The 15,177-nt window shown below is 58.5% G+C and carries 15 protein-coding genes; 6 read left to right on the top strand and 9 right to left on the bottom strand.

Features of this window, described 5'->3' with window-relative positions:
• Positions 1 to 24: 24 nt before the first annotated feature.
• The 9 genes from HV770_RS19195 to HV770_RS19155 form a co-directional block, all read right to left on the bottom strand.
• On the bottom strand, positions 25 to 1,587 hold the full coding sequence (locus HV770_RS19195; RefSeq protein WP_175162060.1) for an FAD-dependent oxidoreductase: 1,563 nt from the start codon (positions 1,585 to 1,587) through the stop codon (positions 25 to 27).
• Between the two features lie 50 nt (positions 1,588 to 1,637).
• Complete coding sequence (locus tag HV770_RS19190; RefSeq protein WP_246291012.1) at positions 1,638 to 2,702, bottom strand: aromatic ring-hydroxylating oxygenase subunit alpha; 1,065 nt, start codon at positions 2,700 to 2,702, stop codon at positions 1,638 to 1,640.
• A 236-nt stretch (positions 2,703 to 2,938) separates the two neighbouring features.
• Positions 2,939 to 3,787 carry an amidohydrolase family protein gene (locus HV770_RS19185; RefSeq protein ID WP_175162058.1) on the bottom strand — a complete coding sequence of 283 codons (849 nt, stop codon included), beginning with the start codon at positions 3,785 to 3,787 and terminating at the stop codon, positions 2,939 to 2,941.
• A 44-nt stretch (positions 3,788 to 3,831) separates the two neighbouring features.
• Entirely contained in the window at positions 3,832 to 4,935 is a 1,104-nt protein-coding gene (locus HV770_RS19180) for a zinc-dependent alcohol dehydrogenase (protein WP_175162056.1), read from the bottom strand.
• A gap of 27 nt (positions 4,936 to 4,962) precedes the next feature.
• On the bottom strand, positions 4,963 to 5,757 hold the full coding sequence (locus HV770_RS19175; RefSeq protein WP_175162055.1) for an amidohydrolase family protein: 795 nt from the start codon (positions 5,755 to 5,757) through the stop codon (positions 4,963 to 4,965).
• Positions 5,758 to 5,764: 7 nt separating this feature from the next.
• Positions 5,765 to 7,018: a Rieske 2Fe-2S domain-containing protein gene (locus HV770_RS19170; RefSeq protein ID WP_175162052.1), complete on the bottom strand. Its 1,254-nt coding sequence runs from the start codon at positions 7,016 to 7,018 to the stop codon at positions 5,765 to 5,767.
• Between the two features lie 65 nt (positions 7,019 to 7,083).
• Positions 7,084 to 7,389, bottom strand: coding sequence for a hypothetical protein (locus HV770_RS19165; RefSeq protein ID WP_175162051.1), 306 nt, complete (start codon positions 7,387 to 7,389; stop codon positions 7,084 to 7,086).
• A gap of 9 nt (positions 7,390 to 7,398) precedes the next feature.
• Entirely contained in the window at positions 7,399 to 8,583 is a 1,185-nt protein-coding gene (locus HV770_RS19160; RefSeq protein ID WP_175162050.1) for an acyl-CoA dehydrogenase family protein, read from the bottom strand.
• 72 nt (positions 8,584 to 8,655) lie between these two features.
• Complete coding sequence (locus HV770_RS19155) at positions 8,656 to 9,798, bottom strand: WD40/YVTN/BNR-like repeat-containing protein (protein ID WP_175162048.1); 1,143 nt, start codon at positions 9,796 to 9,798, stop codon at positions 8,656 to 8,658.
• 237 nt (positions 9,799 to 10,035) lie between these two features.
• Between HV770_RS19155 and HV770_RS19150 the strand changes: the two genes are divergently transcribed.
• From HV770_RS19150 to HV770_RS19125, 6 genes are read left to right on the top strand one after another with little or no spacing between them, the layout of a single operon-like run.
• Entirely contained in the window at positions 10,036 to 10,992 is a 957-nt protein-coding gene (locus HV770_RS19150) for a PDR/VanB family oxidoreductase (RefSeq protein WP_175162342.1), read from the top strand.
• Between the two features lie 48 nt (positions 10,993 to 11,040).
• Positions 11,041 to 12,054 (top strand): amidohydrolase family protein, encoded by a 1,014-nt coding sequence (locus HV770_RS19145; protein ID WP_175162046.1) that lies wholly within the window; start codon positions 11,041 to 11,043, stop codon positions 12,052 to 12,054.
• Positions 12,055 to 12,080: 26 nt separating this feature from the next.
• The gene (locus HV770_RS19140) at positions 12,081 to 13,082 is read left to right on the top strand and encodes a DODA-type extradiol aromatic ring-opening family dioxygenase (RefSeq protein ID WP_175162044.1); all 1,002 of its coding nucleotides are present in this window, start codon (positions 12,081 to 12,083) and stop codon (positions 13,080 to 13,082) included.
• A 15-nt stretch (positions 13,083 to 13,097) separates the two neighbouring features.
• Positions 13,098 to 13,760, top strand: coding sequence for an RraA family protein (locus tag HV770_RS19135; protein ID WP_175162042.1), 663 nt, complete (start codon positions 13,098 to 13,100; stop codon positions 13,758 to 13,760).
• 2 nt (positions 13,761 to 13,762) lie between these two features.
• Positions 13,763 to 14,440 carry an RraA family protein gene (locus tag HV770_RS19130; protein WP_175162040.1) on the top strand — a complete coding sequence of 226 codons (678 nt, stop codon included), beginning with the start codon at positions 13,763 to 13,765 and terminating at the stop codon, positions 14,438 to 14,440.
• Positions 14,437 to 15,108 carry a 4-carboxy-4-hydroxy-2-oxoadipate aldolase/oxaloacetate decarboxylase gene (locus tag HV770_RS19125; protein WP_175162039.1) on the top strand — a complete coding sequence of 224 codons (672 nt, stop codon included), beginning with the start codon at positions 14,437 to 14,439 and terminating at the stop codon, positions 15,106 to 15,108. The genes HV770_RS19130 and HV770_RS19125 overlap by 4 nt, the downstream gene beginning before the upstream one ends.
• Positions 15,109 to 15,177: the final 69 nt, after the last annotated feature.

Here is a 15,177-nt window from a genome sequence, read left to right as displayed (position 1 = left end):
CCTTAAAATTATTCGTATAACCGTTTAGCGACTTTCCATCGCCTCACTATCGGCGAGCGCGGTCTTTGCCGCGGTCACGCCAGATACGATGAATTCGGCGATGTCGCCCATCGAGTTATAGTACGGACCCCATAACGACCCGCACTCCCCGATTGCGTAAAGACCGTCAATCGGCTTGTTCTGGTGATCGAGAACACGCTGATCTGCGTCGTGCTTCGGACCGCCATGCGTGTTCAGGTAAGTCGGCAGCATCGGCCCGATCGCGTAGTACGGGCCTTCGTCGTTAAGCGGCACGAGGAATGTTTCGCGACCGCAATCTTGATCGACGTTGTTGCGGCATTGATCGTTGTAACGCTTGACCGTCTCGCGAAGTGCGGCCGGATCGAGCTGGCCGGCCTTGCACACACCCGGGATTTCCGGCCACTGGCACTTCAACGCCAGTTCTTCGAGCGTATCGGCCTCGACGATCAGGCCTTCTTCGAGTTCCTTGAGGTTGTCTTGCGACCAAGGCGGCACACGCGAGTTCAGCGTCGTCATTGCCGCACCACCGGCACGGACCTTCTCATCGAAGATCTGGAAAGCCGGCACGTTCGTGAATTCCGGGGTGCCCGGCGTTGTAGCCAACCACGTATCGCGGTTTGCCAATCCGTGTTGAACAACCGACGTATCCACCGTCTCGTTATGGAAGCGCTTTGCCTGTCGGTTCACCCACAACAGGCTGCCGCCGTCCTTAAAGGCACCGTTTTTGTAGCCGAAGCCTGCGATCTTGTTCAGATCGTACGTCACGTAGACATAGCCTTCCTTTGTCTTGATGCCCATGTTTAGCGGCCCCGCTACGGCGTTCATGTGCCAGAGCTGCGCACCAACTTCCTGCGCCATGCGAATGCCGTCGCCGGTCAGATTCGGGCTACCAAGGAAGTAAATCGGGCAAGCAGTCAGGAACTGTTTGCACATAGCATCGTTGGCCTCGAAGCCGCCGCTCGCCAACACAACTGCCTTGCGAGCACGAACCGCGATCGTCTTGCCATCATGTTCGGCGTGAACGCCAAGGATCCGCTTGGTCATGGGGTGTTGAACCAATTCGGTGACGCGTGTATTGCACTGGACGCGGGCGCCCGCCTTCTCCGCTTGTGCGGAGATCGCATTCCAGAGGCCTGCACCGCCCGGTGCGGCCACGACGCTCATACCCTTGATGCTTGCCGCCCCCGGAGCGCCCGGGAATTCGGGAAAAAATCCCGGTGCCGAGAACGGCTGCGGGTTGTCCTTGAGCGGCAATTCGAGTTTGTGCTGCCACGCCGGTATGTTCTTGAGACTCGAAACGAAATGGCGAAGAACGCTTTCATCTGTTTGGCCTCCACACAGCCAATTCAGATACTTGAAGGACTCTGCTTCATCCACGGAGGTCATGATCAGACCACCGGCGACACAGACCGAGTTGCCGCCGCCCTGCGCACCCTTTTCCAGAATGAGCACGTCGGCGCCTTGTTCAGCGGCTTCGAATGCAAACACCGCGCCTGCACCGCCGTAGCCGACAACGACCATATCGGCCTGCCGATCCCATTGGGGCTCGGTCCAGTTCAATTCCATTTTCGTCATTCCGTGTGTCTGAGAAAACATACCAGCGCCGCGCGCTCCGCTTAGGCTTCGGACGCAGCAGCGGCTCGTTCGGCTGCCTCCGCCGAGCGAAGACCGTTGTAGATTTCGTTGTAACGCAGCACCGGCTGATCCATCGCCAACATGATCATCTTGCGATCCGGCACTTTCGAGATCGTTGCCTGCTGCGTCTCGATGATTGCCTTGTCCTCGGCAAATGCAGCTTCGGCAATCGCGAAAGCGTGATCCGCCAAATCGGTATGCTCGTGATCCGGACCGAAGTTGTAGAAGAACATCGATTCCGTATCGTTGATCGGCGTGATCATCTGGCACGTGCAACGGCGGAAAATCGGCTCTTCCGCGGGCTTGCCATCGACGAAACGATCTTGAACGCCCGGTGCGTAGGAATGGATCTTAAGGATGAAGACACCGGGTACCAGGAACGTGCTGACCACGTTGTCGTCGGAGGGAACTTCACCGAAGTAGGGATTCGACTGGCGTCCCAAGTGCCAGCGGTCAGCAACGACGCCACGCTCGATCGTGTCGATACCGCGCTTTGCTTCGCCATCTTTCTGAATCTTGAGCGAAACCTTGTTGTTGGCGCCGAACGTCGCTTCGTGAACATAAGGGGCGTGCGAAAGGTCGAGCAAGTTATCCGCGACAATTTCCGCATTGCCCTTCCATATCTTCTTCGAGCATTTCATCGCGAAGGTAGCACTGTCCGGACCTTCGATCGGTGGAATGAGTGCAGGATCGGCTTTTGCAGCGTCTCCCATCCACACCCATGCGGCGCCATGCTTTTCTTCGATCGGGTAGCTACGAACGCAGACCTTCGACGAGATGCGATCGGTGCCCGGGATTTCCGTGCAGCGTCCATCCGGGGCGAATTTCAGGCCGTGGTACATGCAGCGCAGTTCGTCACCTTCCTTGCGGCCGACCGACAGCGGAACCAGCCGGTGCGGGCACAGATCTTCGAGCGCTACCAGCGTGCCGTCATCCTTGCGATAGAGTGCCAGCGCCTCGTTCATCACTGTGAACGGGACAATATCAGTAGCCGGGAACTCGCTCGACCATCCAACCATATACCAGCAATTCCGGAGGAATTTCATTTTCAGTCTCCTGAGAAAGGTGTCGAGAACGGATAAGTCTGGAACAAGGTGCGACACAACCGACCACCAGTTTGCGCATCTGATCTTGTGGACCTTTCCGGACCAGTATCCTTAATAGTATTCAATTACGTATTCTTTGAATCATATCCGTTGCGGCTCGCGACATGAATCGGGATAACCCTCACATGTAGAAAAACGGCGTTTAAACCGCTAGGACGCCGTGTATGCTCGCAACTTCATTGGCTAAAGTAGATGCGTTCAGCCGTCGTGTGGAGGACCTTCTGCTGATCTTCAGCCGACAGCGTGGCCACGGAGCTCGTGGCCATCTGAACCATGTCCTTGTACTCGCCCTTCGACTGAGCGATGTCTGAGCCCCACATCACACGATCAGCACCGAACGAACGCACTACACGCTCAACAACCGGCGCTGACGGGAGGTCGAGTGCCTTCAACTTGCCGAGGTTTATCATGGAGTACAAAAGGAAGACGTTCGGGCTGTCCACGAACTTGAGCAGCGCTTCGTCCACGCCGTAGTCCGGTTCCGGCCCTTCGACGACGATATTCGAGAAGTGATCCAGAATGACCGGCGTATTCGGGAACTCCTTCACGACGTCCTGGAGTGCTTCGAGCGCAGCCAGACGATTCCAGCGATAGAAGTGCAGGCGCACCGAGCCGCCGAGATCCGTCACGGCAGCCCAGGCGCGACGCGCTTCCGTTGACGCAAACCAGCTGCTGTCTGCGCCTTTCTTCGGTTCAGTCAGACGAATGCCGACCGACCCGCGCTCGCCAACCCAGTATTTCACCGTTTCCTCGACGTTCGGCGCCAGTGCGTCTAGCATGCACAGCGAACGCAGACGATTCGGGTATTTCTGTGCTGAATCCACGACGTAGTCGTTGTGAAACCCGTAGAGGTGCGCGCGTTGGACCACAAGCGCCTTATCGATTCCCAACTGGTCGAGCAGGCCGATCAGGCGCTCGGCCGTTACGGGATTATCGAATGCGTTTTCTTCAAGAACACCGCTCAGCGGCGACGGTGGATACTTCTCACGGTCGGTCGAAATTAGGTGTGCGTGGCTGTCAATCATAACGTTACCTCTATAAAATTCAGTTTAGCCAACCATATGCGGCTTTATTTCCAGGGCTCTACGCACACGTGGATCGCGCCTTGAACCCCTCGACCTGCGGTGGCCAGAATCGCGTCGTGAACCTGCGCCAGGCCGAATGTGTGTGAGCACACTTGGTCGATCGGATAGCGGCCCGAGCCGATATAGCGCAGCGCCAGTTCGACCGCTGCGTAGCTGCGGCCACGCGGTGCACGAACCGTCAGATAGCGCTTCTTGATCTCGCCGATGGGGACTTGCTGCTCCAGGCCGTTCAGGCTCAAATAGGCGCCCTTTGCCGCCAGTGCGATCGACTGCTTGACGATCTCGCCCTTGGGGTCGCCGGTCGTATCGACCACGACGTCCACGCCCCGCCCCTTCGTGATACGCATCACTTCGGCTTCGAGGTCTTGCGTTTCGACGTTGATTGCGTAGTCGGCGCCCAAGCGCAGCGAGAGATCGAGACGGCTTTGATCGCGTGTCATGCCGGCCAGAATCACCGTGTACGAACCCGCGGCCTTTGCAGCCAGCACGCAGCCCAAGCCCTGCTGGCCCGGTCCCCAGACGAGGACGGTCTTACCGGGGCCTGCGCCACCGTCGAGACACGCCCATTGCACGCCGTTACCGAAAGGCACTGCCAACGTTGCGTGCGTGGCCGGCATGTCTTGCGGAATCTTGTGCATCACCGTGTTGAGTGGCAGATGCATATACTGAGCGTAGCCACCCCACAGGTGCGGTGGCTTGTTGGCGGTGGACATACCGAATCGATCGGTATTCAGGCGGTCCTTCACATTGAAGAAGTCGACTTCCATACACAGACGGAAATCGCCTTTCATGCACCATTCGCAGTTCCAGCACGGGAGATATTCGTGGAGAGCAACGCGGTCGCCGGACTTGACGCCCCAACGCTTCGCCGCGACTTCACCGACCTCTTCGATGGTTCCGACGTTTTCGTGGCCCATGATGACCGGAACGTGACCGGCCTTACGGTACAACTCAGGGTCGCTGCCACCGACGCCGCTTGCCTCGATGCGCAGAATTCCGCTTTCAGGCTTGACAGTCGGGTAATCAAATTCACGGATTTCGATGGTTTCGACATCTGTCTTGACTGCAGCCAGTACCTTTTTCGTCATGTGTTTGTCTCCTGCTCGTTTTCGATCTCAGTGCTTCGAAAATACCCGGCGTGCGTTAGTGCCGAAGATCGCGCTGAGATCCTCATCAGGCAATTCGTCGAGTGCGATACGGGTAAGTTTTAATGCATTCCCGTAGCCTTCGCGGGAACTCACGACGGGAAAATCGGAACCCCACATCAGCCGATTTGCGCCGAATGCAGTGACAGCCTCGCGCACTAGCGGCGACGTCGCATCCCCGAAGGGACGGCCTGACTGCCATGTCTTCGGATCGCGAGGCATCAATTCGCCCAACCCCGGAAGCTTCAGCATGACGTTCGGATAAGCGGCGAGGTCGAACACCTGACGACGAATCGCCAATTGCTCGTCCGTCGTGACGGGCGCGCTGCTGCCACCGAGGTGTTCCAGGACGATCGTCGTCCCCGCCAACTTCGCAACCAGCTCGACAAACCCCGGCGCGTTGAACGCTTCGGCGGAGCCCACACAGCTAACGGGCAGTCCAGTTTCCTGCACAGCACGCCACGCTTGCGGAAGACGACCGCCCGGCAGACACGAGGAAGGACGAAGCCGGATGCCGGACACGCCTTCGCGCGCGAGCTTTTCGACCGTTATTGCAACGTCCGGGGCGTCGACATCAATCCAGGCCACGCTCGACAGACGGCCTGGATATCGCTTGACGCAGTCTTGCTGATACCGGTTATCCGTCTGTCCGATCATCTGCGTGAGAATGGCCATATCAACACCATGCTCATTCATTTGAATAAGCAGCGCCTCGACAGGCTCATACCAATGAGGCGAAACGTGGGCGTGACTGTCGACGATCATGTGGACCTCAAGCCTTCAGCGCGACTTCCGGGTTGAGGGGCACTTCTTCCTTCCACGTGCGATCGCTCGGGAAAATCACCGTCGATGCGTGAATCTGATTCCACGGAATCGTGTTGGTCAGCACCCCCGGTAGTTCGCCGGTTTCTGCGTAAGTCCGCGCCGAGCGGATCATCTGGCGGCGCCATGCGACGACCGCGACGTCCGATGTGCCGAGGTGTTCCTTCGTGCGGTCGAGAATGCGGCCCTGCGTTTCGCTGACTGCGTGGTCTTGCGTCAGGATGCCCTTGATGCCCGACATCGACGACGTCTTCATGGCTTCGCGGTCCTGGTTGTACCAGTTGTCGATGTTGAGTTTCTTGCGGAAGTTTTCGTCGACCCAGTGACCGCCTTCCTGAATTCGATATTCGATGTCTACAGGCTGCGTTTCGTCGAAGAACCACTGGATGTGCCACGTCGATACGTCATCGCGCGGGACGAATGCATTGGCCATCCGACGGTTCTTGCGGACGCCGAAGCCATCGGGCGGGATCAGCGTGAAGAACGGCAGAATCACTTCCGTGACGCGTGCGTGCAGCTTGCCTTCCTCTCGGAAATTACGCACGCCCGCATAGCGTAGGCCGTACAGCGTGTATTCAACCTCGATCTTCGGGCGCAGATCGCGTTCGTGTTCGTACTTGGCCGGCGCGGACCACGGTTGTTCGCGGTGCAGCACGCCTGCGTGCGCGGAATCGATCGTGCCTTCGACGGCTTGAGCGTAGTTGCAGTCCTCGAGCACCTTGAACGCGGCAACCTTTTCTGCCGGATACGAGAGGAAGTCGAAATCCGGGAATTGCGGGACCTTCGCCGGGTCGCCCATGTACGTCCAGATCACGCCGGCGACTTCACAAACGGGATACGCCACTGCCTTGATCCGCGAGCACAGCTTCGATTCTTCCGGCTCCGTCGGGGTGTCCATACAGCGGCCATCGACGCCGAACTTCCAGCCGTGGTACAGACAGCGCAGACCGCCTTCCGAGTTGTCGCCGAGCGCGAGCGATGCACGACGGTGCGGGCATTGTTCTTCGAGCAGACCGACCTTGCCGTCGCTGTCGCGGAAGGCCACGAGGTCTTCGCCCAGCAGACGCAAACGTAGGGGCTTGCCGCCCGGCTCACCGATTTCCGATGCCAGCATCGCGGGAATCCAGAATTGACGGATCATGTCGCCGTTCGGCGTGCCTTTGCCAACTTGGGTCAGTACGTCGTTATCTTCGCGGGAAAGCATGGGCTTGCTCCTAAATTTCTTTATCTATGAATATGTGTGGGAGAGACCTGCTCTCCCCACTAGCCTTAAACGAGTTCGACGGCCTTCAGCAGTCGATCACGCGCGTCTACGGTGTTGCTGTCGTTGCCAATGAAATCGTGCGCTTCGACAATCATTTTGCGCAGCGCAACGAGGTTCTCCAGTTCCGGCACATTTGAGCCCTTCCGTTCAGTGGTCAGGATGTCGCTATCGAGCAACCGCCAGACTTCGTCTAGTTCGGATTCGCGGTAAATCATCTGTTCGAACGTACGCGACTTCTCCACGCGCCCGATCAGTTCACGCAGCGTTTGCGGCGAGTAATCTTCGATCGTATGAACATCATCTACGTGCATAGCGAGGCCTTATTTTTTGGGACCAGGACCGAACTGCGAAGATGGGAGGCCGAGCGCCTGACGGCCAAAGGCCGTCAGCGCCGAATCCCACGTGAACGCGAAGTGCTGTGCGGCGGAATTGACGTCGCGCCAGATACGTTGAAGATCCGACGCGTTGTAAATGCTGGTGCCACCGGCGGCTTCAAACACACTGTTGGCCGCGCGACGAGCGGTTTGAGCCGAATAGGCCCAATCGCGCGGAATGCGCGACCATTCGAGTGCTGTCAGCGATTGCGCGCTTTCTGCCGTATCGATGCGGCGTGTGTCTTCGAGAATCAACGCATAGGCCGCGTCGAGATCCGCCGTCGCATGGGCGAGGCGCTCGATGGTTGCCGACTGTTCCGCCATCTGTTCGGCCGGCATGGCGTGCAGACGCGGCGCCAAACCCTCGCCAAACGAACGGAGCGCCGCGCGCGCGATGCCCAGCGGCGCACCGACGAGCGAGAACGGCGTGACGTTCTGGAACGGCATCCGGTAGATGGGGGCGCGCATTGCGTCAGCGCCTTCGACGTCGCCCGTCATCATGTCCTTGACCGCCACCGAACGATGCTTCGGAATGAACGCTTCCGCGACCTTGATCGTGCGGCTGCCCGTGCCACGCAGGCCAGCGGTGTGCCAGTCATCGACGATTTCGATATCCGAGCGCGGAATCACGAAGAAACGCGGCTCAGGCGGGCCGTCCGGACGCTGCACAGCGTTTCCGATGATGACCCACTGCACGTGGTCGATACCCGAACAGAAGCGGCCATCGCCATTCACGAGCTTGTAGCCGCCGTCCACTTCGGTCACCGTGCCGCCCAGGCGGAACACGGTTGCCGTCAATGCGTGGCCTTCGCCAAGCACGTCCTGCTGCGCCCGCAACGGAAACAGATTCAACATCCAGCTGTGACCGGCCAAAACGCCGAACACCCAACCCGTAGAGCCACAGGCCGATGCGATTTCCGACGTCACTTCGACGAGCGTCGTAAAGCCCAATTCGGAACCGCCAAACGATTTCGGCGTCATGATGTTGAAGAGACCCGAATCACGCAGTGCGTCGATCGTTTCTTTAGGCACGACGCGATCGGTTTCGGTCTGCTTGACGCGCGAACGAATCACATCATGCAAACCACGGGCGATATCAAGGGCATCCTCGCGGCTGTTAATACGGCTCAAGACATTCTCCTGGTAGAACTTGCCGCCGTGGAACAAGGCTCGGCGCGCAGAATGATTCTGTTTATCAATCGGTCAGTGTTCGTTGCGACCGTAACGGTCTTCGACGTTTAAACGTTCCTTCGCGTCGAGGAACCAGCGATAGTGACCGCCCTTCGAGATCGGCGGAACATCGTCTGAAACGACGTACCAGCTTTCGACATCGTTTTCCGTCGCATAGATTTCGCCCGTTGCCGTACCGGCGATGAGCATGATCTTGTCATCCCAATGGTAGAGACCCATGCCCTCGATGTTGCCGATCACTTCCTCGGGCAGACCATTGCGCATATGTGCCCAGGTAACACCGCCATCGGTGCTCCTGATAACAGTTGCGTTCGCCGACTTGCGGGCGCCCCAATCACGCGGCGCGTTGCCCGGACCGCCCAGATACAGAACATTTTCGTCACGTGGGTCGATGAACATGGCGTCGGGATAGCCGATAAGGTCTTGGCGCGTCATCAAGTGAACCCACGTTTCGCCGGCGTCTGCGCTGTAGTGCAGGCCTTCTCCGCCACACATAAACATCTGCTTCGGATTCGACGGGCGAATCAGCACGCGATGGTTGTCGTGATAGAACTTGTCGTTTTCCGACTCGTACGAACGTGGCTCGGTCCACGTCTTGCCGTCGTCGGTGGTCTTGAGCAGTGCGCCCTGCTCAATACAGACATAGAGCGTTTCCGGCTCGGCCGGGTGAAACGTAATGTTCTTGACGTGTGCAATATGCGGGGGAGGCGGAAACGTCCACTTGTCCTGGTCCGGCACCGTCATCATTTCGGGAATCTCGACCCATGAAGCACCCAGATCGTCGCTGCGATAAAGCGCGGAGGGCTCGGTGCCCAGGAACAGGACAGTCTTACCGTCGCGCTTCTGCTGCGCCAGCGTATAGATATGCGTGCTGTTCAGGCCATTGTTGGCCGGTTCCCACGTCACGCCCAGATCCTTCGAGACCACGAGACTGCCCTGGCCGTGTGCGCCCGCGAACAGCAGGCCCGCATCCGGAACATGGAGCAATGCGCTCACGTGGCGATCTTCCAGCGTCTTGCGCGTTAGTTTCCACGGGGCGCTGATGTCCGCGCGCTCGAACACGAGCATGCCGCCAATCGTAGCAACCAGAAGCGTCGTTGCCGCGCCATCGCCGTGCGTAACGGTCCCACCGTTGGTGGTCAGAACTGCGATCATTTCTCCTCCGTAAGGGAATACCCCATGTGATGTCGCCTGTTTTGCTCCGAAGAGCCTTTGACTTTTTTCTATCTAGCCGAAATAATATGCAAAAAAGAATTACACGTCAAACGGGTTGAGAGAAACTTTCGATGATTGGTGATTGCGATGCAACAAGCCGGGACCTGAGGAAGCGTGATGTGTGATGCTTGCGCACCATTTACGGGGTTCCGCGCGCTCTACGATTTTGGAGGTGACATGACTGAAGTTAATGATTTGAGGACTCTGCGCCTAACAGCGAGTCAGTACCTGGCGCGCAACACGCTGGCTCTGACATTTGAAGACCCCGAAGGCGAGCGTCTGCCCGCCGCCGACGCGGGTTCGCACGTCGCACTGATCCTGCCGAACGGATTGACGCGTCAGTACTCCCTCCTTGAGTCCAGCAATAGCCTGACGCAGCGTTCGTACGTCATCGGCGTCAAACTCGACCCGCAGTCGCGTGGTGGCTCCCGCTATATCCACGAAACGATGCGTGTCGGCGACCTCGTGCAGGTCGAAACCCCACGCAACAATTTCCCCCTCGACGAAGACGCTGAACATACGGTTCTGGTTGCCGGAGGTATCGGAATCACGCCGATTCTGTGCATGGCGCGTCGCCTGAAGGAAATCGGAAAGTCGCCGCGTATCTATTATTCGTGCCGCGACCGGGTTGACGTCGCCTACGCCGAAGAATTGAAGACGTTCGAAGGTGCGGTCGTTCACGTCGATGCCGAAGTCGGCACATTCCTCAATATCGCGGACGTCGTGAAGCAGGAACCAGCGTCGGCCCACTTCTACTGCTGCGGCCCCGGCCCCATGCTCGAGGCATTCGAAAAGGCCTGCGCCACGTTACCCCCGGAACAGGTCCACATCGAGTACTTCAGTGCCAAACACGAAGCCGCACTCGATGGCAACTTCGTCGTTGAACTGCGCAAGAGCGGCAAGACGTTGACGGTCCCGCAGGGCAAAACGATTCTCAACGTCGTGCGTGAAGCCGGCATACCGATTTCGTATTCGTGTGAAGAAGGCGTATGCGGTGCATGTGAAGTCCGCGTGCTGGAAGGCGAGCCGGACCACCGCGACGCCATTCTCTCGGAGCCGGAGAAGGCTTCGAACAAGACGATGATTATCTGCTGTTCCGGATGCAAGGGCGATCGTCTCGTCCTCGATCTTTAAGAAGCATGGGCGTGCCTATCGGCACACGTTAATTTAGGAGACAAGTAAGTGATTATCGATTGCCACGGTCACGTCAGCGCACCCGCGGAATTGTGGGTCTATAAGGCACACATTCTGTCGCATCGCGGCGAACACGGTCGCAAGATGCCGGAAGTGACCGACGAAGAAATCCTGCACTACGCCAACAAGAAGGAAATGGCGCCCGTAGGCCACCTCGACATGCTCGACCGCGTCGGCACGAACGTCCAGCTGATGTCGCCGCGCCCGTTCCAGATGATGCACAACCAGAAGCCAGGCAAACTCGTGCACTGGTTCACGGAAGAAACCAACACCATCATCTCGCGCACGGTCAAGTTGCTGCCGAAGCGGTTCGTCGGTATCGGCGGCCTACCGCAAGTGTCGGGCGACCCGATCGAAGTCGTACTGCCGGAACTCGAACGCTGCATCAAGGAACTCGGCTTCAAGGGCGTGCTGCTGAATCCGGACCCGTTCGAAAACAGCGGTGTCGAAGCCCCGGGTCTCGGTGACCGTTACTGGTACCCGCTGTACGAAAAGCTATGTGAACTCGACGTACCGGCCCACATCCACGCTACCGGCTCGCACTCGGCACGTTCGCCGTACACCGTTCACTTCATCAACGAAGAAACGATCGCGGTGTTCAACCTCGTCAATTCGAACGTCTTCAAGGACTTCCCGACTCTGAAGATCATGGTGTCGCACGGCGGCGGTTCAATTCCTTATCAGATCGGCCGTTTCCAGTCGGGCGCTTCGCGCGCCGGCCGCAACTTCCTCGACGGCATGCGTAACCTGTATTACGACACCGTGCTCTACTCGGAAGAATCGCTGCGTCTGCTGATCAAGACGGTTGGCACTGACCGCTGCATGTTCGGCGCTGAGTGCCCCGGCGTGGGTTCGGCTATCAACCCGGACACCGGCCGCACTTTCGACGACATCAAGCCGTATATCGAGGGCTTCGACTGGCTCTCGCAGGCAGAGAAGGATGCGATTTTCTTCGGCAACGCTCGCGACTTCTTCAAGCTGAACCTCGCGGACTACGAATAACCCCGTCGCACACAGGACTCTAAATCATGGCAAAAATCGTATTGGGAATGGGAACGTCGCACGGTCCCATGCTCATCACGCCACCTGAGACCTGGGGCGCTCGCGTACCCGATGATCGAGTGACCAGGCATGACTTCGAGGGCCGCGAATGGGCCTTCGATGAACTCGTCGAATATCGGCGTAGCGAAAACCTCGCGGCTCAGATCACGCCTGACAAGTGGAAGGAGCGGCATGCTCAATGCAGGGCGGCTATCGAGGAAATGGCGCGCGTGCTGGCTGGAGCGAAACCTGACGTCGTTGTCATTGTCGGCAACGATCAGATGGAAATCTTCACCACGGATTGCATTCCCGCATTTGGCGTCATGCACGGCCCGACGATCGTGAACAACATGATCAGCCACGATAAATTGATGCAAATGCCGCCGGGCGTACGTCATTCGATGCCGGGTTACAAGCCGGAAGCTGCCACGCATGAAGGCGTTCCCCAGCTTGCACAGCACATCATCAAGAGCGCGATCGCCGACAACTTCGACGTGGCCGCTCTCGGCCGCCTGTCGGAAACAGAAACACCGCATGCATACGGCTTCGTGTTCCGCCAGTTGATGAAAGACCAGGTCGTTCCGACCGTGCCGGTGTTCGTCAATACGTTCTATCCGCCGAATCAGCCGTCGGTCGCGCGCTGCCACGCCTTCGGAGCATCGATTGCTCGCGCAATCGAGTCCTGGGATTCGGACGCACGCGTGGCCGTCATCGCCTCCGGTGGTCTGACGCACTTTGTCATCGATGAACGCATCGACAATCTGATACTCGATGCGATGAGGAGACACGATCTCACGCCGGTGTTCGCGTTGGGCGAAGCAATCTTCCAGGCTGGCACTTCGGAAATCAAGAACTGGATTCCCGTCGCCGGCATGATGGATGAACTTGGCTTCGACATGACGGTGGTCGATTACGTTCCGTGCTATCGCAGCGAAGCCGGTACTGGCAACGCGATGGGCTTTGTGTACTGGAAGCCCCAGGCCGAATAAGGAAATATCAAACATATGGCACCCAAAGACGAATATGTCCACCGCCTTCGCCGGTTAGATTGCTGCGCTGTCTCCGACGCACTCGACAGACTCGGCTTGCCCGGCGTCGTGAGCGGCGTCGCCCAAGCCGCGGGCACGAAGCGCATCGCCGGTCGCGTTATTACGATGAAACTCGGTGTTGGCGATCCGCCTCCGGGGCCGCCGCGTCATCTGGGCACCACCGCGATCGAACTCGGCGGCTCCGACGATGTGATCGTCATCGAACAGCGTACCGGTATTGAAGCCGGTTCGTGGGGCGGCATCCTGTCGTTGGGCGCCAAGGTGCGCGGTATCGCTGGCGTGATCGCCGACGGCCCGGTTCGCGATATCGATGAATCCCGCGAGATGGGACTGGCGGTGTTCACAAACAGGTTCACGGCCCTCACCGCTCGCGGTCGTATCGTCGAAAAAGGCGTGAATGTTCCGGTTGAAGTGTTCGGGGCCGTAGTAGAAGCCGGCGACTATGTGATCGCCGATAGCAGCGCCGTGATCTTCATCAGCCAGGCAAACATCGCCAAGGTGGTCGAGACTGCCGAATCGATCGTGGCACGCGAAGCCTTGATGGCGAAGGCCGTCTTGGCAGGCACGCCGATCCATGAAGTCATGGGCGGAAACTACGAATTTATGCTTAAGGACTAACCATGTCGGAAATCGAACAAGACAAGAACGTTGCGCGCGCAGCGAAACTCGAAACGGCCACTCTGAGCGACGCACTAGACCGCCTGGGCCTGAACGGTCAGTGCTACAAGATCAAGCCGCGTGATTCTTCGTTCCGTATGGCCGGTCGGGCATTCACAATTCTCTACGGGCCGGCCGCATCGCCTGCGGGCACCGTGGGTGACTTCATCGACGACGTTCCGCCCGGCTCGGTCATCGTCCTGGACAACGGCGGTCGCGAAGACGCAACGGTTTGGGGCGACATCCTCACCGAGATCGCTCATCGCCGTGGTATCGCCGGTACCGTAATCGACGGCGTCAACCGCGACGTGCACCTCTGCCTGTCGCTCGGCTACCCGGTTTTCTCCAAGGACAACTGGATGCGAACGGGCAAGGACCGCGTTCAGGTCGAAGCCACCAACGTCCCGGTGAATATCGGTAACGTGCGTGTCGCTCCGGGAGACTTGCTGCGCGGTGACGCTGACGGCGTGATCTCGATTCCGCAAGAACACGAAGAGCGCGTGCTTGCTGCCGCTGAAGAAATCGATGCAGCCGAGAAGGCAATCCGTGAGGCGGTTGCAACAGGTATGCGTCTGGTCGAGGCTCGCAAGCAGTTCAAGTATCACCAACTGCAAACGCGCCGGATCGGAGAAGAAGCATGACGGGACCGGTTTTCGATCATCACGAGACCACGCGTCTCGACATCCAACGGCCCGATATCACTCTGCTTAACGCCGCCGCAAATCTGCCGGCAGCAACACTTCACGAGGCTGCCGGGAAGATCGGGGTCCTGCCTTATGAAATCAAGCCTGTCGCACCCGGATTCAGGATTTGCGGCCCCGCTGTGACCGTCCATTCACCTGGCGGCGATAACCTTTGGCTGCACCGTGCGATTTACTCAGCACAACAAGGTGATGTCCTTGTCGTCTCCGTGAGCGAAGCCTATGAACATGGGTATTGGGGCGAGATCATGTCAACGGCCGCCAAAGCTCGTGGGCTTGCCGGTCTCGTCATTAACGGCTGTGTTCGCGATCAGCGGCTGTTATCCGAGATCGGGTTTCCCGTTTTTGCTCGCGGCCTTTGTATCCGTGGCACAGGAAAAGACTTCGGTGCCAGAGGTTGGATCAACGCCCCGACTCGATTCGACGACGTGACGGTAAATTCAGGTGACCTGATCGTTGGTGACGAAGACGGTGTGGTGTGCATCCCTCGCGAGCGGATCGCCGAGGTGATCACTGCATCGGAAGCGCGCGAAGCAGCCGAAGCACAGCAGATGAAGCGACTGGAGGCGGGCGAGAGCACGCTCAGTATCTTCGGCTGGGACCAGTAAACCGCCGAGACTTGCGGGAATATGGCATGCGGTGGTGTCCGTAAGGATCACCGCCCTGTCATTTTATCC

It is taken from the genome of Paraburkholderia fynbosensis (genome assembly GCF_902859935.1).
GTDB classification, from domain to species: Bacteria; Pseudomonadota; Gammaproteobacteria; order Burkholderiales; family Burkholderiaceae; genus Paraburkholderia; species Paraburkholderia fynbosensis.
The sequence above is the reverse complement of the archived record's forward strand: the minus strand, read 5'-3'. Positions and strand labels throughout refer to the sequence as shown.